The organism is Pseudomonas proteolytica, from assembly GCF_007858275.1.
Lineage (GTDB): Bacteria > Pseudomonadota > Gammaproteobacteria > Pseudomonadales > Pseudomonadaceae > Aquipseudomonas > Aquipseudomonas proteolytica.
The window spans coordinates 21,103-41,617 of sequence record NZ_VFEV01000040.1; the positions used below are offsets into that span (position 1 = coordinate 21,103).

Annotated in this window: 24 protein-coding genes; 2 read left to right on the forward strand and 22 right to left on the reverse strand. The window is 55.9% G+C overall.

Features of this window, described 5'->3' with window-relative positions; translation table 11 throughout:
* Positions 1-109 precede the first annotated feature (109 nt).
* Both FIV38_RS23885 and FIV38_RS23890 read left to right on the forward strand, forming a co-directional pair.
* Positions 110-505, forward strand: coding sequence for a hypothetical protein (locus FIV38_RS23885; RefSeq protein WP_211368510.1), 396 nt, complete (start codon positions 110-112; stop codon positions 503-505).
* Between the two features lie 324 nt (positions 506-829).
* On the forward strand, positions 830-2,026 hold the full coding sequence (locus FIV38_RS23890) for a tyrosine-type recombinase/integrase (RefSeq protein ID WP_092238907.1): 1,197 nt from the start codon (positions 830-832) through the stop codon (positions 2,024-2,026).
* Here FIV38_RS23890 and FIV38_RS23895 read toward each other — a convergent pair.
* The 22 genes from FIV38_RS23895 to FIV38_RS24000 form a co-directional block, all read right to left on the reverse strand.
* Entirely contained in the window at positions 2,005-2,517 is a 513-nt protein-coding gene (locus FIV38_RS23895; protein ID WP_092238905.1) for a DUF2514 family protein, read from the reverse strand. The two genes, FIV38_RS23890 and FIV38_RS23895, sit on opposite strands and share 22 nt — an antisense overlap.
* A complete protein-coding gene (locus FIV38_RS23900) occupies positions 2,514-3,065 on the reverse strand; it encodes a glycoside hydrolase family 19 protein (protein ID WP_092238903.1) in 552 nt (183 codons plus the stop codon). The genes FIV38_RS23895 and FIV38_RS23900 overlap by 4 nt, the downstream gene beginning before the upstream one ends.
* Positions 3,066-3,187: 122 nt before the next feature.
* The gene (locus FIV38_RS23905; RefSeq protein ID WP_092238901.1) at positions 3,188-4,615 is read right to left on the reverse strand and encodes an acyltransferase family protein; all 1,428 of its coding nucleotides are present in this window, start codon (positions 4,613-4,615) and stop codon (positions 3,188-3,190) included.
* A gap of 317 nt (positions 4,616-4,932) precedes the next feature.
* Complete coding sequence (locus tag FIV38_RS23910) at positions 4,933-6,915, reverse strand: hypothetical protein (RefSeq protein WP_092238899.1); 1,983 nt, start codon at positions 6,913-6,915, stop codon at positions 4,933-4,935.
* A gap of 76 nt (positions 6,916-6,991) precedes the next feature.
* Positions 6,992-8,602 (reverse strand): phage terminase large subunit, encoded by a 1,611-nt coding sequence (gene terL, locus FIV38_RS23915; RefSeq protein ID WP_092238897.1) that lies wholly within the window; start codon positions 8,600-8,602, stop codon positions 6,992-6,994.
* Complete coding sequence (locus tag FIV38_RS23920) at positions 8,599-9,048, reverse strand: terminase small subunit (RefSeq protein ID WP_092238895.1); 450 nt, start codon at positions 9,046-9,048, stop codon at positions 8,599-8,601. The genes terL and FIV38_RS23920 overlap by 4 nt, the downstream gene beginning before the upstream one ends.
* A 216-nt stretch (positions 9,049-9,264) precedes the next feature.
* The gene (locus tag FIV38_RS23925; RefSeq protein WP_092238893.1) at positions 9,265-10,047 is read right to left on the reverse strand and encodes a phage tail protein; all 783 of its coding nucleotides are present in this window, start codon (positions 10,045-10,047) and stop codon (positions 9,265-9,267) included.
* Positions 10,047-10,706 (reverse strand): baseplate wedge 1 family protein, encoded by a 660-nt coding sequence (locus FIV38_RS23930; protein WP_092238891.1) that lies wholly within the window; start codon positions 10,704-10,706, stop codon positions 10,047-10,049. Before FIV38_RS23930 ends, FIV38_RS23925 begins: the two co-directional genes overlap by 1 nt.
* Complete coding sequence (locus tag FIV38_RS23935) at positions 10,703-11,962, reverse strand: baseplate J/gp47 family protein (protein WP_092238889.1); 1,260 nt, start codon at positions 11,960-11,962, stop codon at positions 10,703-10,705. Before FIV38_RS23935 ends, FIV38_RS23930 begins: the two co-directional genes overlap by 4 nt.
* Positions 11,962-12,327 (reverse strand): contractile injection system sheath initiator, encoded by a 366-nt coding sequence (locus FIV38_RS23940; RefSeq protein ID WP_092238887.1) that lies wholly within the window; start codon positions 12,325-12,327, stop codon positions 11,962-11,964. The genes FIV38_RS23935 and FIV38_RS23940 overlap by 1 nt, the downstream gene beginning before the upstream one ends.
* Entirely contained in the window at positions 12,324-12,980 is a 657-nt protein-coding gene (locus FIV38_RS23945; protein ID WP_092238885.1) for a Gp138 family membrane-puncturing spike protein, read from the reverse strand. The genes FIV38_RS23940 and FIV38_RS23945 overlap by 4 nt, the downstream gene beginning before the upstream one ends.
* Positions 12,977-13,951: a baseplate hub protein gene (locus tag FIV38_RS23950; protein ID WP_092238883.1), complete on the reverse strand. Its 975-nt coding sequence runs from the start codon at positions 13,949-13,951 to the stop codon at positions 12,977-12,979. The genes FIV38_RS23945 and FIV38_RS23950 overlap by 4 nt, the downstream gene beginning before the upstream one ends.
* Positions 13,944-14,246 carry a phage baseplate plug family protein gene (locus tag FIV38_RS23955; RefSeq protein WP_092238881.1) on the reverse strand — a complete coding sequence of 101 codons (303 nt, stop codon included), beginning with the start codon at positions 14,244-14,246 and terminating at the stop codon, positions 13,944-13,946. The genes FIV38_RS23950 and FIV38_RS23955 overlap by 8 nt, the downstream gene beginning before the upstream one ends.
* Complete coding sequence (locus tag FIV38_RS23960; protein WP_092238880.1) at positions 14,243-14,857, reverse strand: phage baseplate protein; 615 nt, start codon at positions 14,855-14,857, stop codon at positions 14,243-14,245. Before FIV38_RS23960 ends, FIV38_RS23955 begins: the two co-directional genes overlap by 4 nt.
* Positions 14,854-16,395, reverse strand: coding sequence for a phage tail tip lysozyme (locus FIV38_RS30120; protein ID WP_139273595.1), 1,542 nt, complete (start codon positions 16,393-16,395; stop codon positions 14,854-14,856). Before FIV38_RS30120 ends, FIV38_RS23960 begins: the two co-directional genes overlap by 4 nt.
* A gap of 226 nt (positions 16,396-16,621) precedes the next feature.
* The gene (locus tag FIV38_RS23970; RefSeq protein ID WP_092238876.1) at positions 16,622-17,068 is read right to left on the reverse strand and encodes a phage tail assembly chaperone; all 447 of its coding nucleotides are present in this window, start codon (positions 17,066-17,068) and stop codon (positions 16,622-16,624) included.
* Complete coding sequence (locus FIV38_RS23975; RefSeq protein ID WP_092238873.1) at positions 17,065-17,469, reverse strand: hypothetical protein; 405 nt, start codon at positions 17,467-17,469, stop codon at positions 17,065-17,067. Before FIV38_RS23975 ends, FIV38_RS23970 begins: the two co-directional genes overlap by 4 nt.
* A 13-nt stretch (positions 17,470-17,482) precedes the next feature.
* Positions 17,483-18,613, reverse strand: coding sequence for a DUF3383 family protein (locus FIV38_RS23980; protein ID WP_092238869.1), 1,131 nt, complete (start codon positions 18,611-18,613; stop codon positions 17,483-17,485).
* A complete protein-coding gene (locus FIV38_RS23985; protein WP_092238867.1) occupies positions 18,597-19,154 on the reverse strand; it encodes a phage neck terminator protein in 558 nt (185 codons plus the stop codon). The genes FIV38_RS23980 and FIV38_RS23985 overlap by 17 nt, the downstream gene beginning before the upstream one ends.
* The gene (locus FIV38_RS23990) at positions 19,147-19,566 is read right to left on the reverse strand and encodes a hypothetical protein (protein WP_092238865.1); all 420 of its coding nucleotides are present in this window, start codon (positions 19,564-19,566) and stop codon (positions 19,147-19,149) included. The genes FIV38_RS23985 and FIV38_RS23990 overlap by 8 nt, the downstream gene beginning before the upstream one ends.
* Positions 19,566-20,063 carry a hypothetical protein gene (locus tag FIV38_RS23995; RefSeq protein WP_092238863.1) on the reverse strand — a complete coding sequence of 166 codons (498 nt, stop codon included), beginning with the start codon at positions 20,061-20,063 and terminating at the stop codon, positions 19,566-19,568. Before FIV38_RS23995 ends, FIV38_RS23990 begins: the two co-directional genes overlap by 1 nt.
* Positions 20,060-20,503, reverse strand: coding sequence for a DUF4054 domain-containing protein (locus FIV38_RS24000; protein WP_092238860.1), 444 nt, complete (start codon positions 20,501-20,503; stop codon positions 20,060-20,062). The genes FIV38_RS23995 and FIV38_RS24000 overlap by 4 nt, the downstream gene beginning before the upstream one ends.
* Positions 20,504-20,515 lie beyond the last annotated feature (12 nt).

Genomic DNA, 20,515 nt, shown 5'->3' on the forward strand with positions numbered 1-20,515 from the left:
TACGGCTCTTCATTCTGGTTGGACACTCCATGCCCTAAACGCGGTTGCGATAACAATAAGTTGTTCTTCAATCCAGCCCATCAAGAATCAACCATGGAAAGATACAATCATGGGTTCTGATCGCCGAATAATGTATGGCCTTGGTTTGTTCCTGCTCCTGGCAGTGGGCCCAGCAAGCGCACAAGACTTGCCCAATCTCTCGCTGCTCAAGCGGTATGGTGTTACCGAAGATCAACTGCCAGCCGCCCCTGCCGAGCTGGCACTGAACATCGAGCCGACGAAAAGCCGGTTTGAAATCAAGCCCGAGCGGCCATTGATCCGGGTCGAGAAAAACGGCGACCTTGTGTCTGAAACCACCGGCAACATCAGCATTGATAACGCGGCGGCCCAAGGCCAGGTGCAGTGTGCCCGTGCACTCACAGAGTTGCAGCGGCGAGGGTCGCAGTACTCACTGCCGTGTGGGGACGGGGTCAAGGTCAGTACAACGTTGTGGTCCCAGGAATAACCACGCTTGATACACGCCACCAGGTCGGCCCTTAAAACAGGTTAGAATGCGCGCCAAGTCGGTCGCTTGGGCCCATCAAACGCCCACCCGACACTGACAACCGCACACCGCCCTAGAAACTCCTGCCTTACAGGTCATACCGTGGAAATTTTCAAAGATTCCACGGTAGACTCCCGCCTAAAACCCCTCAGTATCACTAACACCCTCCATCCCCCCAAAGCATGAAACATGCGTGTACCACTCCGTACCGCGCAATACCTTCCCATTGGCATTTTCTTAGTACATCATCCAGTACATCGGGAATATTTTTCAGAGGATGTACTAGTGGCTCTCACGGATACCGCAGCCAGGCAGGCAAAGCCAAAGGACAAGGCGTACACCCTCCCCGACACACTCGGGCTATCCCTATACGTGGCCGCCAGCGGAATAAAGAGCTGGCACTTTCGGTTCACATGGCTTGGCAAGCAGGCGAGGATTTCTTTTGGGACATACCCGGACACGGGCCTAAAGGACGCGCGCTCACGAAGAGATGAGGCGCGGGAAGATATTGCACGCGGAATTGATCCGCGTGAATCGAGGAAGGAAAAGAAGGCGGGATTGATTGAGGCCGGCAGTCGAACGTTCCGCAGGATCTACGATGAATGGTTGGCCTTCAGAAAGGGAAGTATCTCCCCAGGCACCTATCGAATTATCAGCAACCTGATGGAGTTGGATGTGCTTCCGGTCTTCGGTATCCGACAGATCGACTCTATCAAGCGATCAGATGTGATCAGCCTGATACGAAAGATTGAAAAGCGCGGCTCAGTCGTTACCGCGGTGAAGGCCCGGCAGCGCATGGGCCAGGTTTTCAGCTACGCCATTGCAACGGGGATCATAGAGTCGAACCCAACCGCTGAAATGCATGCTGTAACCGAAAAGGGCGCGCAGAGCAGCCACCACCCATTCCTGCCGATGAGCGAGCTACCTAAGACCATTGCGGCCATTCAACAGAACATTACGAGCTATCAGCTCCGATCTGCGGTAATGCTCATGATCTACACCGCGTCTCGCCCGGGCGAGGTCAGGCAGATTGAGTGGTCTGAAATCGACCTTGATGCTGCGACCTGGATAACCCCGGCGCAAAAAATGAAGGCTCGCCGCGAACATGCGGTACCGCTATCGACCCAGGCCGTTGAACTCCTGAGGGGAATGCTTCCAATATCTGGCAATCTTCGATACGTCTTCACCAACAGAAGCGACTCTACAGCCCCGATCGGCATCAACTATGCAAGCAACGTAATGGGGACGTGCGGGCTTACGGGGAAGCAGTCCCCGCACGGCTTCCGCCACCTATTCTCCACCGAGATGAACGGGCGCGGATACAACAGGGACTGGATTGAGAGGCAGCTTGCTCACGCCGATAGCAGCTTCATAAGGGACGTATACAACCACGCGGCCTATATTGAGCAGCGACGTGAAATGATGCAGGAGTGGGCTGATCTGGTGAGCGCAGAACTACTTCAACCACCCAACCCATCATAGGCCCGCTCGCACGTCACTCCGCGGCCTCGGCTTTGATCAGCATCTGCCGCCAAGTCTCCCGCTCTTTGATCAGCGCGCTTGAGCACGTCGGCAAACACCATGACGGCGCGGGTAGCTGCCTGGCTTGCGGCGGCAGTGCAGGAATGGCCGCCGGCTTGACTGGCTGCGACTCGACCGGCGGTTTCGTCGGCTGCGTCCCGCAAGCTGCGATCATCGCGAGAAGCGGCACCATCAGCATATGCTTGGTCAATGACTTTCTGGCCATCCTGAATCACCTTGTTGATTGTATTTTGCCGGGCTTGCTCTTTGGCGCGCTCGGTGGATTCGTTGAGGGCCTTCGCATCTGCGTCCAGGGCGTCCCGGGCGCTCCACTTGGCCTGCCACTCGGCATCCTTGACCGACTGGCCGTGGCTGTACGCCAGGAGCAGGCCGCCCAGGACCATAGCTACAGCTGCTATATAAGGAAGGATCCGCAGCCAGAGAGCGTTCATGCCAGCACCTTCAGCGCAGCGTTATAGAAGGCAACGCGCTCAGCCAGGCCGTTGACGCCGCCGTTGATTCGCCGGGTGATCATCTCGAACGACCCGGAGTCGGCCAGCTTGTTCAGGTCGCGGGAATTCCAGAACCAAGCCGCAGACTTGGCCGCCCACTCTGCCTGCTCCAGTAGCTCAGGGGTGCGCAGTAGGCGGTCATCGCCGAACAGGGCCTTGCTGCACGCCAGGTAGTTGTCGCGGCCCGTAACCTGAATCAAGCCGCGCCCGCGGTACTTCTGCCCGTCACCATCAGCCTCTGGCGTATTCCCAAGGCGCTTGGCCAAGGTGCCAGTATCGTACTTGCTCAGGTACTGGTCGCCGCCCAACTCGCGCACGTATCGGAACTGTCCCGACTCATGCCCGACCTGGGCAATGAAAGCCGCCATTCGCAGCTTTGTGCTGATCTGGTACCGCTCCATGGCCAGGCTCAGCGCAGATGCAAAAACGCCAGCTTGGCGGCCGGCGTTAGGGAGGATGCGCAGCAACTGCTGCTCGGTGATCGGCATGCTTTTCTCCAGTCAAAAAGAAACCCGCTCAATGGCGGGTCTCAATTAATCGCGCACGTTAAGTGCAGCTAATCTGATGTGTATTCAAGGATGAGAGCTATCCTCTACGGAGCACGGCACCCTCACTTAACTATTTCAATTTCCTGTGGAAACCCGACGACATTACCGTCAAGCGCTGGTCCATCAAGGTAGATATTAAGATACGGCGACGATCCGACCACGCTCACGATGGTTCTAAGCTCACCATTTGAAAATTTAACCACCGAGCCTACCTTATATTTTTTTATGTTTGAACTTTTGTCCTCTACAACAAAACCGTTCCCACTCCTTGACACACCATTCAGCCAGTTCGCATCGGTTAAGCTTAAAGCTGACTTAGAAGGAACCGCCCTCAACTCTGCTTGGCTGGCATAAATACCGCCGATGACAATTGCAGGAAAAAGAAAGTAAGCTAATACAAGCGCGCGAGAAAACATCAAATATCTGCCATCTCCCTCATTTACGCGCGCAGACAGAAAATCTCGTGAGTGCCTGTAGCTATCGACCCGCTTATCAACAAGGTGATAAACAACAAGACCAAGACAGCAAGAAATAATTGCTACCAGCGTCCCGAGGTTCACAAAGGAAAAGTACTGAGGGTGTGATACTGAATACTCTTTGAGGAACAGCAATATCGGGAAGTGCAGAATGTATGCCGGATATGACAATTCACCAACAAGCCGATCAACACGATTGCTTTTCGTGTACTTGAACACTACTGGAATTGAAATTGCAAAAAACAAAAGATGCCAAAACGGCATTACTGTTGTGGTGAATGCAAGCGCAAGCACTGTAGCGATGCTAAGAAAATAGCTTGGCTCCGAAGCTCTTTTGCTCAAGTGGTACGCCAAAGCGCCACCACCAAAGAATATGAAGGATGACGGGTAGAAATAGTAATTGAACACGGGCGAATTCGCCGCCCCTACTGGTGCGAGCCACTCCCCCAAGAGCGATAGTGCGCTTGTCGGGAACGAAACTCCATTCAGCAGCAAGAGATAGATACAGCCGACAGCAAAAAACAGATACGTCTTTTTGGCTGACTTCAAAACAAACGGCGCGATCAGATAAAACCCTAGCTCGACTGCAAGAGACCATGCAGGCGGGTTAATTGTCATCGCCACAGGGTGAGCGCACACACCGGTAGACGTTCCCACACAGAAAACGTAAGCCAGATCCTGGCCGACTATAAAAATATTTTGAAGTATGAAATATATCTTGGAGCCTATCGACAGCGTATCAAAATGAATCGATATTGCCGAATATGAAACGACAAGGGCCAGTATAAGCCCCACGTAGTAGGTTGGGAAAAGTCGAAAAATCCTGCTCTTGTAGAAAGTAACGGAACTAAGATCTTTGTATTTTTCATTAAGGACCATCGCCATATAGAACCCTGAAATAACGAAGAAAGCGTTTACAGCATACCAGCCGCTAACGCCCCAGAATCCAAACACCGGAGTATTTGAGTGCCCTGCAATTACAGACAACGCCAAGAACAGTCTCAAAAACCCCATTACCTACCCCAAAATAAAAACTAATCGACTAATCATTCTGTTGCGCCGCTTCTGTTTATTGGCGGTGCATTGCTTGCACGCCACTCACATTTCCTTGTTCAAATACAAAACTCCGTATCGCGCTAAAGAACGTTTGTTGATCGACTTCTATAGTGAAGCTCTAATCAGGTACCGCCAAAACAATCAATGAAAATAGCTTTGGCGGGGCGATTTTTGCCGAAGGTTACCATCCATCCATAGGCGAGTCGATGATATCACCATGGTGATTGCACCAGAAACAAGACGCCGGCATAAGCCGGCGCATCGCGTCTCAAGGCCTATTTGGACCTATCCACCGTGAACGTGAAGTCACTGTCTTGATATGGCGTGCTCGAAGGACCCCGGAACGCAAACTGGAACTCATTGGCGCTGTTCCTGGTGATATAGGCAAGACGAACATCTGCGACCAGGCCGATGGGAATAACCGAGGGCACATAGCCCTCCTTCGTGCTTCCGTAGCCGCCAGGCGTCGACATTTTATATTCCCCAGGATTGATTCTGGTGAGGAATGTGTTGAAGGGGGCGTTTAGGATGGTGCCGCCGCCCGTAGCCGATCCACTGATCCTCGCGCTGCTCGCAGAGTTAAAGGCGGAGCCAATTGAAACGACTTCACTTGTCGTGCAGGTATCCCAGCCGATCACATGACAGTCCGCGCCTTCATCAATGAATGGTCGTGATTGAGATGGGGCGTAATCCCCGCCACTCAAAAAACCACAGCCCTCCAGTATGAGTGTGAGTTTTCCGCCCCCACTTGATCTGAGTCGGATGTTACAAGTGGTGAAGTTGCTATTGGACAAGCGATGGAAATTACATTTTTTGAGGACAACAACTACGGGTTTGGAGCCAACGTTATCTAGGTCAAGGTCAGCGACTCCTGCATTACTCTCAAAGTAAACGTTGTCCATCTCAAGGCAGGCAAGGCCATTGTCACCGAGGAGGTTGGCCTTGAAGCCGAACGAATTTAGGGCGCCAGGCGTACCATTACCCTCAATGCTGCCATCGCGCCAAGAATTACCGGCCCCCATCAAGTCGAAGTAAATCGCCGTGGTTGAGCAACCTGTCGCGACGACCTTGCTGAAATTCATTGCATTAGGAAGTGTTTCTCCTGCAAAACGACTAACAACCATCCCGATGTTGTTTTCGCGCAGATAAATGTTCGTGTACTCGTTGCTCAGGCATCCCTGAATCAGAATCCCTGTATCCATGTGCTGCACGGACAGATCGGAAATGTGGTCATACCCAATCGTTCTATGGTGTACGCCAACCCCGGTACGGTTGGCCGGCACCATAGAACGATCCTTGCCAACGATCGTCATCCGCCCAAACCGGCTATACCCCCATCCGCCCTGGCTTCTGGTAAGGATGCCGCCCTTAAGCAAGAAGCCTACTGGCAGGCCTGCGGCAACCTCAAATATCGTGTTGCCAAGTGAGTTTCCGAGGAATGTCAGGCGCTTAGATGGCTCACCAGTGTGCGGAAAGTCCACCGCTGAATGGTCATACGAGACGGTAGAGCCCAGCAGGTACACGCCATCGGCGGCGCTCTTGGTCCCGCCGTCGTCGAATGCCTTTTGGGCTTGAGGGCTGGAAGAAGTGGCCGATCCATTTCTGGCGCCAAACTGCCGGATATCGACCACATCGGTAGTCGCCAACTTCCAGCGGGCTCCATCGGCGGCCACGATCACTGTGCCGCCGTTGTCGGCCGTAGTGGTATCAGTCAGGTCTGCGTAATAGACACCGCCGCCTCCATCGCCCTTGGCGTAATAGCCAATCACAGTAGCTCGCTGGATGTTTGAGGAGTCCAGCGCCTTAAGAGCAGCAATGCTGTCGACTGCGCGCGCACTATTGATCGCAGATTCATGGGCAGCCAGGGCAGATGCTTCTGCTGCGTCTGCGCTGTCCTGGGCCGCGTTAACAGCATCTTCTGCCGCCTGAGACGAGAGAGCGCGCTTACCGGTGTCCACCGCGACACCACCGACCTTTCTCCATACGACGTAGACCTCATCGTCTTCATCGGACTGCACAAGAAACATGCCGCCCTCAGATGTAGCAGCCAGGCCTGCCGCGACAGACGTATAGATCGAGGTGGATACGCTGGCCTTATCTTCAATCTCCTTGATAATCAGCTTCAGGTTTTTGATATCACCCGATTCGGTTGGGATTCCGCCTGCATCAATTGCGTCATTATTGAATCGGTAGGTGATGTTGCTGCCGATCTCCGCGCGAACTGTGGCGATCTCAAGACGCTGAGCCTGGTCAGTCATGTCATTTCCTTGGGGCGTGTTTAATGAGCGCAGCCGGGGTCGGCCAACGAAAGTCGGGGTTTGTTAGGGAGTTGGGTTAAAGCCAGTTGCCGGAGAAGAAGTCGCCGTTGTTGCTGATGAGCATGTCTGCGACCGCGTCGAACAGGGTGTCTACTTGGTCGTCGTGGTCGTGAGTGTCGTCCGCGGTGAAGGCGGATGCCTCTGTGAGAAACGGCGTTACCCAGTCCGTATAGGCAATAATCTCGCCGCGATGATCCTTGACGTGTTCGATCTTGCGGCCCTGATCGTCATAGATTGCCGGAACGAATACCCGGCCCGACTTGAGCCACGGAACCGCATCCATACAGCGCGTCACCTTGTTCGCAGCAGGGCCGCGAGGCTGAGGCTCGATTGGAATGGACCCCTTCTTGCTGATGGTTTGGATCAGGCCGGTGCCAGACGACTTGTCTTCGACGCGCATATACCGAAGTGCGGCCGGACGGAATTGGTCCCAGTCCTTCCACTTTTGCCACACGCGCAACGCTTCAGCCTCAAGATCGCCGGCGTCCCATTTACCGCGATGAACATCGATCAGGTATAGGTTTCCGTCGACGCCCAGTCCGCAGTGGTTGAAAACCGAGAAGTCGTGCTGCTCACCGGTTTTCTGTGCGGTATCGACGTACACCCCACGCCAAACCAGAAACGGTAACTGCTCGTAGGTCTTGAACCAGTCGGCATCGATCATGCCGCCAGTCAGCGCCACGGGCTCTTGCTGGTATTGGCTGACCATGGTGTATGGGTCGCGATCCCACAGCGCCATGAGGTCAGTAACGGACTCCTTGGCAGGCCAGTAGGACCAGTACTCAACGCCGCCACGGACGATGGACGGACCTCCGAAAACGTCACGCTCGGCGTGTTCACGGATCTCCGCAGGCAAGCTCGCGATGTAATCCCGCGTTACCAGTGCCGGAACCTTGATGTGCGCGAAGTCCAGACCCATGCCTCCCTTGAGCAGGAATCCAGACACATCGTCCGTGTGCAGGCGTTGCTGGGTGCAGATGACAGGGGTATCTGGTGAGGCCCTTCGACTGCGCAGGGTATTGGTGACAATGCGCTGGGCCTTGGCGCGCATAGTCGCGCTGAACGCACTGTCGGCCTTCTCTGGGTCGTCCAAGTTGACGAACCCTGTAAAGCCCTGGGATATGTAACCGCCACGAACACCGGTGATCTGGCCCCCAGTGGAGCGGCTGAATATCTGGTGTTTGTTGCGGCCGTCCTGGTCGGTGATGATCCAGTTGGCCACATCGGCCTTGCCGAGGTCGCAGGGCCACAAATCCTGATATTCAGAGCTGGTTATGATCGACTTGATGCGGTTTGAGTTCTCTTCGACCAGTGACTTCGAGTAGGAAACACTGAGGTTTCGCGTACGCTCGAACTTGGTCATCACGTAGGCCGGCAGGTGGATAGACCAGTATTCAGTCTTGGTGCCGCCAGGGGGCATGTTGAAAACGACGTTCTTGAGTTGACCAGACAAGACCTGGCGGGCCGTGTGGTCCATGTAGCGGTGGTGCCAGTTACAGAGAAACTTCATTCCTTGGTTGAGTTGAAACCAGACGCGCATGAAGGCAAGCGGCGAGTGTTCGCTTACTAACTTTGCTGCTTGCTTTTCTTCGCTGCTCATTGAATCCCAATCGAGCAGGTCACTCATAGGCGGTCAATAATTGAGTTCATGACCTTTTCAGACACCGTGACCGTGGAAGTGGTCTTGATGTCGCCGCCATTCTTTCCGGTGATTTCAACGATCTTCTTGTCCAGGCCCAACAGCTTTGCCTTGCCCATGGTGGCCGATACCGCCGCAGAGGTTTGCGGTGTTTCAGCGTCGAGCGCTGCCTTGCGCGCCTCTTCCAGCTCAGCAAGGAGCGTGTCCACGGTTATTTCGTGACGCTCCATGACCTTCTTCCTTAATTCTTCGAGCCTGGCTTGAACCTGGGGCTTCTGCAGGGTGTTGTAGCCTTCCCGGCCGATGGTGGCGGTTGCCATATTTTCGGTGTTGTAGGCGATTCGATAGGACTCAGCGGCGTTGGCCGTCTCGACATAGGCAAGACAGAACTTTTCCATCTTGTCGCTGAAGTGGCGCTTGCGCTTACGTTCCATGCTTCACCTACATACTGGTTATCTTCCACTTGTAGCCGGCCCATTGAGGGCGATTGCTACCGGTAAAAGGTGGTGGTTTCATTTCTACGCAGCCGGCCGGCAGAAGCCAGTGGCCCGGGTTTTGAGGGTCTGGGTCTGCCACTGTTTCGCCGACATAGAATTGGTCGGAGTCGGTCTGGTAGACGATCTTTTGTGAATCTCTTGGTTGAGTAGCCATCAGTATCTAATCCAGCAGTTCACGGTTTTGTTTCTTGGGCGCGTTTCAGATCCACCAGTGGTTCCGGTCAAGCCAATGTCATCTATGGAGAAAAGGCTTGCATTGCCCATCCCCCTGTCGATGTCATTCACTCTCAATGGCACGTTGCCATGTGAGTGAGCCTGAACCTCGAAACTCTGGAATGATCCAAAAACCCTGGATGGGTCAACTCCTTTTCCATCGTCAAAGACGCGAAGAAACTCCCCGCGAAAATCAGGAAGTCGAAACTGTAGGGAGCTCTCACCGCCGGTGTTCCAGGTTGTCCCGATTTGATCAAAAAGACGCGGGTAAGAAGCACGAAGTACTACGGCTCCGTTGCACTTCAGCCACCCAGCTGACGGTGGATTGTTGTGAGCCACCGTTTTTAGGTCGCCTGGGTCCGCCCCTGAAAAGAACGATGAGCCGACAAACCTCCAGAACCCGGAAGTGCTTACAGGGTCATTCCCGGTATTCCCCGAGGCAATGCTTTCGTAATAGTTGCCATCTGATGCATAAGTTGGTGCACCAGCGGAATAAACCGCCTGAGGGTGGAACGGCATGACGCCCATCCGCTCCAAGCCCTGCAAAGCAGAGTCAACGCGGTTGTGCCAATAGTTTTCGTGCCCTGCAGGTGGGGCATCCTTGTCTTGTCCGCCCTCCCAGCCAGTGCTGATGCGTACTGACCCAGGGTCTTTGAAGGTGTTCAGGTTGTCTTCTGACTCAACACCTTGCGCCCAGCGCGTATTGAAAGGCTGTCTTGGCATTAGGCTAAATCTCCGGGAAGAGTAAAGTTTCCGTACTCGTAGATGCGCCCTGACGCATGCTCAATTTCGGTGATGTTTACTGGAAGAACGAACACCTGGCCGATTCTTGTGCCCTGCGGCCTCGGGACCAGATCGAAATTTTGGATGAGGTAGAGCGTGGTGTTATCAAGCTGGGTTGCTACGCCAATATCGAACGACTTATCGCCGTTATCTACCAGGGCAGTTACCTTTGTATCGATGATGATTTCCAGCAGCTGGATAATGCTGTCAGCGGTTCCGTCGCTTATGTTTCTGGCAATCTTTGCCTTTATCAGCTTTCGGTAGAGATCGTTATTCAGCGGGGCATCAAAGGCTTCCCCATCGCCGATATAGGGGGCGATGTTGTAATTGGTATAACTGTCATTGCCGGCATACCCGAAAACATCAAACTCGGCCCCCCGCAGAATCGGACGGTCAACCCCAACAATTCTCCCTATCACGTCAAGCATTTCGCCCGAGACCGTATCCACGTCATAGCTGCCGTAGATCACATCCAATGGTGCTTCGAGGTGTTGATTTGCGATCTCTGGAGTGATTGTCAGCCACCGAACCATTCGGCTCTTATCGCGATACTCGTTGATGATCCTCGACTCGGCCTTTTCAACATGATTCATTCTCATGGGATCACCGTAACCGCGATATTGTCGGCATCAAAAGTGGCGATCTGCGCGATTGTCGGCTGAATCGGCGTAAGACCCTGGGCGCCGGCGCTTAGGCCAATAGTCAATGAGGTGACGTAGCTATCGCCGTACTTTCCGAGAATCTTGTTCACTGGCGTGTACAGGCGCCCAGGAACTACCTTCTCCCCTATGTCGTAACCGCCCTTGTTGAAGCCGGTGGTGGTTTCGCCGTTGAAAAGGCTTCGCGTTGAGTCTGCGACAATTGCGGCCTTTATCTGGTCTTCTATATCGCTTGGCAGGTCGCCTTCCTTCTGAACGGACAACGCCACGAAGATCGGCAACCCTGTAACTCGCTGAAAGGTCATTACAGCTTTATTGCCGGTCACTGGAGATACAACGTCTACCTTGACTCCATTCGCTCCAGGGGCATCAATCCAGGTGTCGGTCTTGGCACTGTAGCGCGGGAGCATTGGCGTGCCCGGATTGTGCTTCTGGTACATTGCCAGACCGATGTCGGCGTCTGAGCCGCCGTTAACAATCACGGCAATCCCGGTATAGGGAACTCCGTCAATGTCGAAAGGAGAGTCGCTGCTGTTCTCCAGGACCTTTACGTCAGTGACGCCAGTGACGCTAGCGATGTTGGCCTCCATGTTGTCCCGCATGTTGCTGCCGGCCCTGGAAACTGCGTTGGTTCGACGGATTCGAAAGTCTTCATCGCTCTCTGCGTTCTCTCCAGGCGCCGCCTCTCCGTTGGTGACGGATGACCATCCACCAATAGGCGTTCCAATGATGGTCAGCTCGCCAGGCGAGGCCAAAATCCGGCCAGGGGTAGAGCAGGTAGCAAAACCGGTTCCTGTCTGACTAATGCCAATGACGATAGATGCCGTGGTAAGCCATAGCGTGTTATCGATACGGCTCCTGATCTGAGAGCCAGCAGGGATTGCCGACCCTGATTGACCTGAAAGAGTGACGGGCGCAATCGAGTACGTTGCATCCCGAATGGGAACCCCTGATATCTTGCCGATATCACGCAACGCCTCTCCTGTTGCGCTGTCAGGATCTTTGCTGCGATAGGCGGCGACTACGGCCTCATCCAGGTTGGCCAGCATCTCGGCTTCGATCCCGATGCGCTGCCCGTCCGGACTATCCGCATCGATATTCCATTCTGGATCGATCGCAAGCGTCTTTTCCTTAAGATCGCCCAGGTACTCATTCAGCGAGCGTCCGGTGATTCCTTGATCTGTTATTTGAGCCATTAGACGATCGCCTGAACAAAATTGATTTCTGCGTTATCGCCTGAAGTGCTGACGATTGACGCGGTGACGTTGAGCTCGCGCGTGGCAATGTCCGTGGTGAGGCTGAAGGCCGTCATTCCCGCACAACCAGGTGTTAATAGGATGCGACGACGAATCACTGACTCGCGAGACGCCAGAACGGACCCCTTGCCCAGCACGCTGCCGAACCAGTCAGTGCCGTCAGTGGTATCAAGAAACCATTCACCCAGGAAGAACTTGAGTCGGGTAACCACGTTCTGCGCGACTTCCTCGGCGGTGTAGCCTGTAAGGAATTCCTGCGGGCCCAGCGCAAGGTCGCCGGCGGCGTCCAGTTTTCGTACCGTCATGGGTTCACTACTCCAGAGTTCCCGCTTCCTGACTGAACACCGTTATGGGTGTGCGTTCTGCCGATGTTCACACCCTGGTTATGGATCGTGGTCGCAGTGGTGACGGCCTGTTCAAAGTTGGCTGGACACTTCACGTTGAGCGAAACGCCGCCAATCTCCAGAGCCTTGTTGTCGTGGATCCAGAAATAAGCTGATCCATCGTTGCTGCGCAGGCGTATGCCATCATTTGAGAAGTCACTGATCGCTCCGGGGATTGATCGAACTCCCGGGATGAAGTAGGCATCGTTGATCGAGAAGCGCCGAGGCTCTGACTTGACCGCTACACCACCCTGGTCGACCCATGAGTCGATGCACTCTTGCGAGAAGAACAGAACGCCCTCAGTGCCGTTGTCCACCCGGCATTCCAGCGTACCGCCGGAAGCACCCCAGAACTGAACGGGGACGTGGATGATTGGCCGGCGGGGCTGTTGCGTTCCCAGACGGTCTTCCAGCATCAGGCCGATTTGAACCTCTGCCATCTGAGTTTCAGGATCGAAACTCAGGACATGACCAGGAACGCTGGTGCGCATGTTGTCTTTCAGGTACTCGCCGAATATCCCGCGCAGCATCTTGGAGTAATCAGCTTGCGTTCTTGAAGAGAGCGGATCACTCATCGGGTTGCCCTTTCTGAAATTCCGGCCTGGGCCGCCGCGCTGAGGCGTAGACAGCTGATCTGACTTTCCCACTGGTCGCCGTGGGAGTCGCCCGCGAACACCAATGAGTTGACCTTGTAGTAGCCCTCGCCGATCGTGCGCGGCACGTCGTAGAAGAATGCCCCGGAGAACTCGAAGCGCGGCGCCATTGATTCAAGCTTGATAGTGTCACCAAGCTTGAGCTTGGGGTTGAGGAGGTAGCGAATGCCTACCTCGGTGTCGCTCACCACTGGTGATCCGATCATGCCGCTGCCTGACGTGATTACCAATCCACTGAAAGGCATTGCGAACCCGTTCCTGATTATCTTTATCGCGTCGTTTTCAACCATCCACCTGAAGCCGTAGGTGGCTGAAAGCTCGTTTAGGCAGGCGGTCGGACTCCCCTGAAGGACAGAACCGCGTGATCGCCTTGGCAGGTCAGAGAAGTCGCCATAGAAGCGGATCTCAGCCCCGAAGGGCGCTGCGCATTCCTCGATGATCTGGACCGGGGCCGTCTCTGGCGATAGCGTCAGATTGATCAGCACTTGATCTTTGCGCTGGGCCAGCGACTGACAGAAGAAACGCACGCCCTGAGTGGCTCCACCATCCTCAAGCACCCGCTGCACGTTGACGATCTGGCCGGCGAAGACAGAGCCGAATGCCTTGTCATAGCCAGCTTCAAGTGAGATGAACTCATAGCGCTTCTCGGAGCCGTCACCCAGCATCTGGTTCGTGCTGCCGCGAGTCACGTTGTAGATCGTGATTTCAGCGATGCTGAAGGCGTTGCCTGCGAAGTGGGTTACCTGAAAAGTTATCCGCAGGCCATCAATGATCAGCGCCAACTCACCCTTTTTTGTCCCAGGGGTGCCGCTAGGAACCAGCTCGAAGATTTTGGTACCCGTACCGCGCCCGACCTTCAGGCGGTATCGACGCAAATAATATTCATCACTCATCGGACCATACCAGTGTGTTGGTTAGGCCCAGATTGTCCGGGCTCGGCTGATCCCCCTCTATCGTCAGGGAGCCATAGCTAACTTGTGGCGGAGGGTAGAGGTTGGCGAGCAGGTCGACGCCAGGCAACAAGAATCTGCCAGAGGTCAGCGGCACTCCCAGGGCGTTCAGAATGTTCACGCGGAACACCTCAAGCCTGGCCATCCATTGCAGCTCGATGACCAGTGCGGTCTTGCCAAATCTTGCGCTGAAGGTCTGAGCTGGAAGTGGTTGAACTGCTACGGAATAGCGGGTCATGCAATCACCTCTAGGGCGGCTTCACCCGTCCTGACCATAGGGGCTGCTTGCGCGGCCACGTCTGGCAAAAGCTGGTCAGCCGATTGAACGCCTTGACCGACAGTGCTGCTACCTGTACGCAGCTGCTGAAGCTCGGCAATGAAGATCAGGCCGTCTTCATCCTCGGGCCTGGTGCGCTGGCTCAGGCGAATCAGCACCATGTCCTTCATGATCTCAAGGCCCGTATCCAGCTCAAGGCGCGACCTTGAATCGCGGATGGCGCACAAGGCCGCCCAGGCAGTGCGAGCCTTTGTTTCTTCTGATCCGGAAAGAAGGTAGGCAGAGACCGCGCTAATCGCCGCGCCACCAATGCCGCCCACTGCCGTTGCGAGCGCACCCGCGCCCATCATCCCGATATCATTCAGGCCAAGCCCCAGCGGTGAGTTGGATACCGCTCCGACAAGAAGGTAATGATCCGGAAGAAGAATGGCATGGTCATTAGCAGGGGCGCCAAACTCGACCGGATATTGCGTCAGGTAGACCGCCTTATCCGTAGACCCTTCTAGCTTGGCGTCAAACTCCAATGTTCCAATTTTCGGAAGTGTCTTTGCAAAGATGCTCATCAGGCTCATTTTTCGGGGCTCTTGAAGTCTTGCATGGTCTGCTCGGTCATCTGCGACATGGACTCATTGAGGATCTGGCGAACCTTTCCGATGTCTGCGCCATTGATGTGGTACACGCGGTTGTCGGTGTAGCCCGCCGCGCTTGCTCCGCGCCTAGATGCCTCGCCTGCAGCATCTGCAGGCCGCTCGTACTCGCGAGAAACGATCGAGGCGGCATCGTATGCGCTGGTCGCGGCGCGCAGCTTGGTGCCTGCCGACTTCTCGTTGCCACGGGTGAGTTCGTGATTGATGAACTCAAGCTGCTCGGCGCCAGTAGAATTGCGAATGTCCTTGCCGTACTGCTTGGCGAACTCAGCCTGTCGGTCTGGGTGCCACTGAGCCAGGCCGTAAGCTTGACCGCCATCACCAGAGGCATTTGCCTTGAAGGCGCTTTCTGCCTCGATGTTGGCGGCAATCCCCTCGGCCTGGTCCTGGGTCCACCCTTTCGCCATGAAGTAATCCACGACCGCGCCAACCGCCTCTCCACCGCCCTTCTTCAGGCGGTTGTTGAGTAGTTCCGTGTCTTCGCCACTGTTCAGACTGCTGGAGTAAATAAGAGCGGCCGCGCCGCCGGCTGCCACGCCGAGCATAGATGCTCCCGCGCCGGCTGCTGCAGCGCCACCCGCAGCACCTGCACCTGCTGCTCCAAGGCCAACCATAGCACGTAGGGCGGCCAGGCCTTTCAGGGCGCCGGCGCCACCCATGAGGATCAGCGCAGCAGAAACCAGCTCGATATTGTCGGCCAGGCCACCGAAGAACTCTTTCAGGCCAGAATCGATCAAATCCTTGTTGTCGCGGTAGAAGGCCACGAAGTCCTCGGCCATTTCCGCCAAAGCCGGGGTAAGCTCGCCGGCGATGGTGTTGCCCATGTCGGTGAATACCTGGTCAAGCTCGCTGGTGGCGTGTGTGAGCCTGGCTGCGTCCTCGATCTGCTTCTGCGTCATAAGGGCGAGCTTGCCGCGCGAGTCCAGCTGCTTCTCCACCTCATCCCGGCCGCGCATCAGCAGGCGAACGGTAGAGTCGTCCAGCCCCAGGGCCTGGCCTGCCAGTCGCTGGTTGAGCGAGCTCATGTGCTCGAACTCGCCTGCAATACCCGCCAGGGCGTCCGCTGTGTTCTGTGCGCCGATGATCACGTCAGGGTTAAGCCCGAGCTTGGCCACGTCGCCAAACCATCCTGTATCACCGGTGATCGGCGATGCCATCAGGTCTTGAATCTTCTTCATTGCAGAAAAGGCATCAGAGGCGCTGCCGCCCTGGGCCTTCAATGCCTGGCCGAGAGATTGCACGTTTTGGGTGCTCAACCCGGTCAGCTTGTTGAAGTTGTTCAGCTCGGTACCGGCCTGCTTGAAGTCGCCCACCACCTTGTCGATTGCCAGCTTACCGGCGAACACTGCGCCAAGCTGAAGGGCTGACTTGGTCAGTCCACCAAACGCCGCGTCAGCCTTCTGGAATGACTTTTCGTCAACCTTCATGCCAAGGGCGATCAAGAAGCTCTCTAATACTTTCAAGTGCAAGCTCCCTGAAAAGCAAAAACCCCGCATTTGCGAGGCTATTTCGGTCGATTGGCTTCGGCCAGATGGCGTGCGTAGATCATTTCATCCATGACCAGGTTGGCCCGCTTAACCCATCCAAGCGAATGGGTGCCATCTGTGAGCTGGCTATAGGTGCACAGCGGCGGGCAAAGCCCAGGTATACCAACGCACGGGCGCCACAGCTCCCAATCGACAGCCGGGTTTAGGCGCTCTCCTGACTCGAATCCGGCGCCTCGGCTGAAGCGGTAGATTTCTGGAAGGGGGTCAGGAGCCCGGAAAAATCCTCGAAGGCATTCCCGAGGGCCAGAACCACGATGGTGAAGTAAGTCTTCAAGCGGCCGGAGAAATCTTCCATGGTTAGCGGAGTAGAGCTGCCTTCCTTGAAAAGCTTGCCCAGCATCGAGTCGCAGACGAAGTTGAAGTCGTCCTCGGGCATGCGTGAAAGCATGGAGCCGACGATTCCGCCTGCCACGATGAAGGATGACGCGCTACCGATCTCGGCCAGCGCCAAGCCTTTTATCATTGGCTCAACACCGTATTTTCCGAGGCGGAACAGCACGGCCCGCTGCTTCTCGGCACTGGGCATGCCAAAACGGTAGGTTACCCCGTCATGCTCAATGGTCCGGATATAGGATTCAGCCTGACTCATACAATCACGCCCTTGTTGAATTCCATGACGAAGGTGGCGTCATTCATACCTGGGCCGCCGCGGGCCATCGACTTGCCGCGGGTAATCACGCCCTCGGAGAAAACCGCTCCCTCCAAGCCTGCAATTGAGGCATAGGAGCCTGACATCTCGGTTCGAGCCAAGATAAGCGCCTGCATGGCCAGGGCCTGAGGACTACCTGGCATAAGGTTGGCGGTCACGCGAAGTCCAGGGTTTTTACGATGGAACCGCACAGCGTTGCCGCCCAGGCCTCGACTCAAGTTCGCCTGATCGTCGATCACCTCAACTGTGAATGGCGGATCAGTGCGGCCCCAGTCATCCAGCACGCCGACGCCAGTGATGACCATGATTGTGTTTTCTACGGAAAGATCAGCTACAGACATGGGTCAGAGCTCCTTATTCAACGTTGGCGGTCAGGTCGACAGCATGGATGGCGCCAGCGCGGAAGATGCGCATGCGGATTGGTGCGGATTCACGATTGGCGCGCTCAGAATCAGGAATCCGAAGAATTTCTTCCGCCTTGGTGAGCATCTCGTAGCCACGGCTGATTTTTTCTTCACCGGTTTCGTCATCGGTGAAGATCCGTTCGCCCAGATAGCCGTTGTCGATGAATACCTCACCGACCTGAGAGCCTGCGTTGATAAGCACTTGCTGGCCTGGCGGGGTCTGCCGGAGCTTCGTCGGAACCTTGGTGAGGGCGTTGTACAGCGCCACGCGCTCAAAGTTTACGAATGCATCCAGGTTGAACACATCGTCGATGTACTCGCCGAAGGTGGAAGTGGTCTTGGAGTTGATGATTCGCCCCATGTCCTTCTCGCCACCGGTCTCGACAACCGTGTAGAAGATCGCGCCCTTCGACTTCATGGTGCTGTAGGCGGTAGGCGTCAGGCTTTCGGCGTCGATGCCCGGGAGCTTTTTGAATTCACCGGTGATGGTCGAGTTGGCCGCATTGAAATTTACGCGGCTGAACACGGCCGCCAGCTCGAAGCCGGCGTATGGCTCGGTTGCGTGGCTCACAATGAACATGCGGCGAGAGCCCTGGACAAATGCCTTGCTAACAATGTCGGTAGTTACAGACGGGTCGCGAACCGTTGCCTGGTTGGTGGTAAAAGCAAAGAACTTGCTCGCGGCATCGCCAGCAGCAGCCAGGGCCAAAACATCAGCATCCACGGCACGAATAGAGGTTTCGAACTCGTACCAGTAGAACCAGATGCCCTTGCTGATCGCGTCATTCAGCGACTCGACAGGGGTGTCTTCCTCGATGCGCAGGTAGATTCGCAGTGTCTTCGGCTTGGGAATAGCAGAGAACCAAGCAAGCGCGGCAGCGTATGGGTCGGAGGCAATGTTGAAATCCTCCGCCACCTGAGCCGCTGTGCCGTAGTCCCGGTAGGTGCCGCCAAGGAACGCTGCATCACTCGATGAATCGAAGTCAGCAAACACCATGCCCGCGCCGAAGTTGGAAGTCCCCAGCCCGGCCGAGTTGATCAGGACGTTGATGTTGATGATTTCTTCAGCCGGATAAGCCATTTACTTCCCCTTGCGCGACAGCGCCAGATTGTTCGGTTTGCACGGAGAAGCCCGCGCGATAGATCCGCTGAACGCGGTCTTCTGCGATGGATTCGCCATACAGGTAGAGGGTGAGCTGGGATCGCTCTTCCATGGCGGCCTGATATAGGCCGGTCAGGTTGTTGATTGGTGACACACGGGACCAGCCAAGCTTTGCAGCGCGCAGAATGGTTTTCACCGGCTCGCGCTTATTCGCCTCACACAGGGCGGCGGCATACATTACGGCGCCGGACCGGTAGAAGTTGATGCTGAAGCCCAGCGTGAACTGGGTAGCCACCTTGGCGATGATGTCCTCGTACTGAGGGTCATCCACGGCCGGCACGTTTGTTTGCGAGTTGAGCGCCTGGCCCCATTGCTCTGGGTTCTGCAGGCGCACGGCGCAGTAGCTGCCAGATGGCGCCGCCGTGTTGTTGTCCGCAAGGATCACCTTGTCCGCCGGCAGCCCTGTAACAGCCACGACAATCCGGCAAACAGCCTTCGATAGAGCTTTGGAGTCAAGCATCAGTGTGCGCCTCCAGGCTGGCTATCTCGGCAGGGTCAAGCTTGGCCACCACGGCGCGGCAGAAGTTGTGCCAGGGCCGGTAGTCGGTCGCAATGGACTTCCACCAGGTGGCGGGCTTGTCTGGCGTCTCGGCGAACACCAGGATGTCGGCCAGCTTGCCTTGGGTCGAAACCTCGATTCCCTTGCCGTCGTTGCGGTGAATCACCCGAACATCGTTGATGCGTTCGGCGCCGATTTGCAGGAATTCGATCTCCTTGTCGCTGACCGGCTGCACGTTTGCGTCGAAGGCGTCGGTGTAGGTGATGGCCAGGACGGGCTCAAAGTCCACGATCTCGCTGGAGTAGCGGTTTAGCACCACGCCCTTGTGGGTAATGAATGGCCCGCTGACGTGGCCGCGCATGTTCAGGCCCATCACAAACCCTCTTCGAATGGTTCCGTGCTCTCGTCGATGACGTAGCGGATGGATTGACGAAGAGCCCCCGTATCAATCAGTGGGCTGCTTGAGCCCTTTCTGTCGATGGTGGACTGCGCGTTTGGCGGAGTATCCAGATCGGTGATTTCTTGCTTTACATGCCCTTCGGCCAGGTTCCCCATCTGTTCAAGTAGGGTCGTCATGGCCATAGAGCCCGAAAGCACCTTTGGAATCATTATCTCGGCGAGTCGCTGGTACTGCGGCGCGCCCTTCGTGATTGCAGGCTCAAGGAACGGTCGAGCCGGGATATGCCCATCTGCAGAGCCGAAGTTGTTCACCGCGGCGATGGTGGCGATGGTCAATCCGTCTTCGTATGAGCCGGCACCTTCTGGCACCCCAACCAATACGCGGGTCTGTCCTTCAAGTCGCTTGGCGAGCTGCTTCAGCGCCTCTTCAACCTGCTGCTTACCTATCAGGCCTATGGTTGGCTCGATCATACGCAGATCGCTCCCATTCCAGCCCGTGAGCGCAGGTGCAGGTATTCGACACCGTACGGGGTTAGGGCTAGGGCCGCCTCCCAGGTCGTCAGCGAGGCGTTCGCGCCGGGAATGGCGTAGGACACCGACTCGTCGCGTACGCTCTTGCTGGACTGCGCGTAGGGTGTCGAGGCGCTACCGTCTGCAGTTGTGGCATCAGTCGCCAGCTTGTTCCATGTCAGGTAATGCGCCGCGAGGGCGAACCAGCCGCGCTGGAGGAATGAGTAGGGCTTGTAATCCCCCCAACCAGCACAGCCACAGCCGCCAAACTCGCCGCGTGCGATGTACAGCGCCTTGGTGATCTTGGTATCAGACCAGACGGCACTGTCTGTGAATTCTTCGTAGAACGCTCGGAAGTCCGCAATGATCGCCGGCGTCACTTCAATTGTCAGTTCAGCCACGGGTCAGACTCC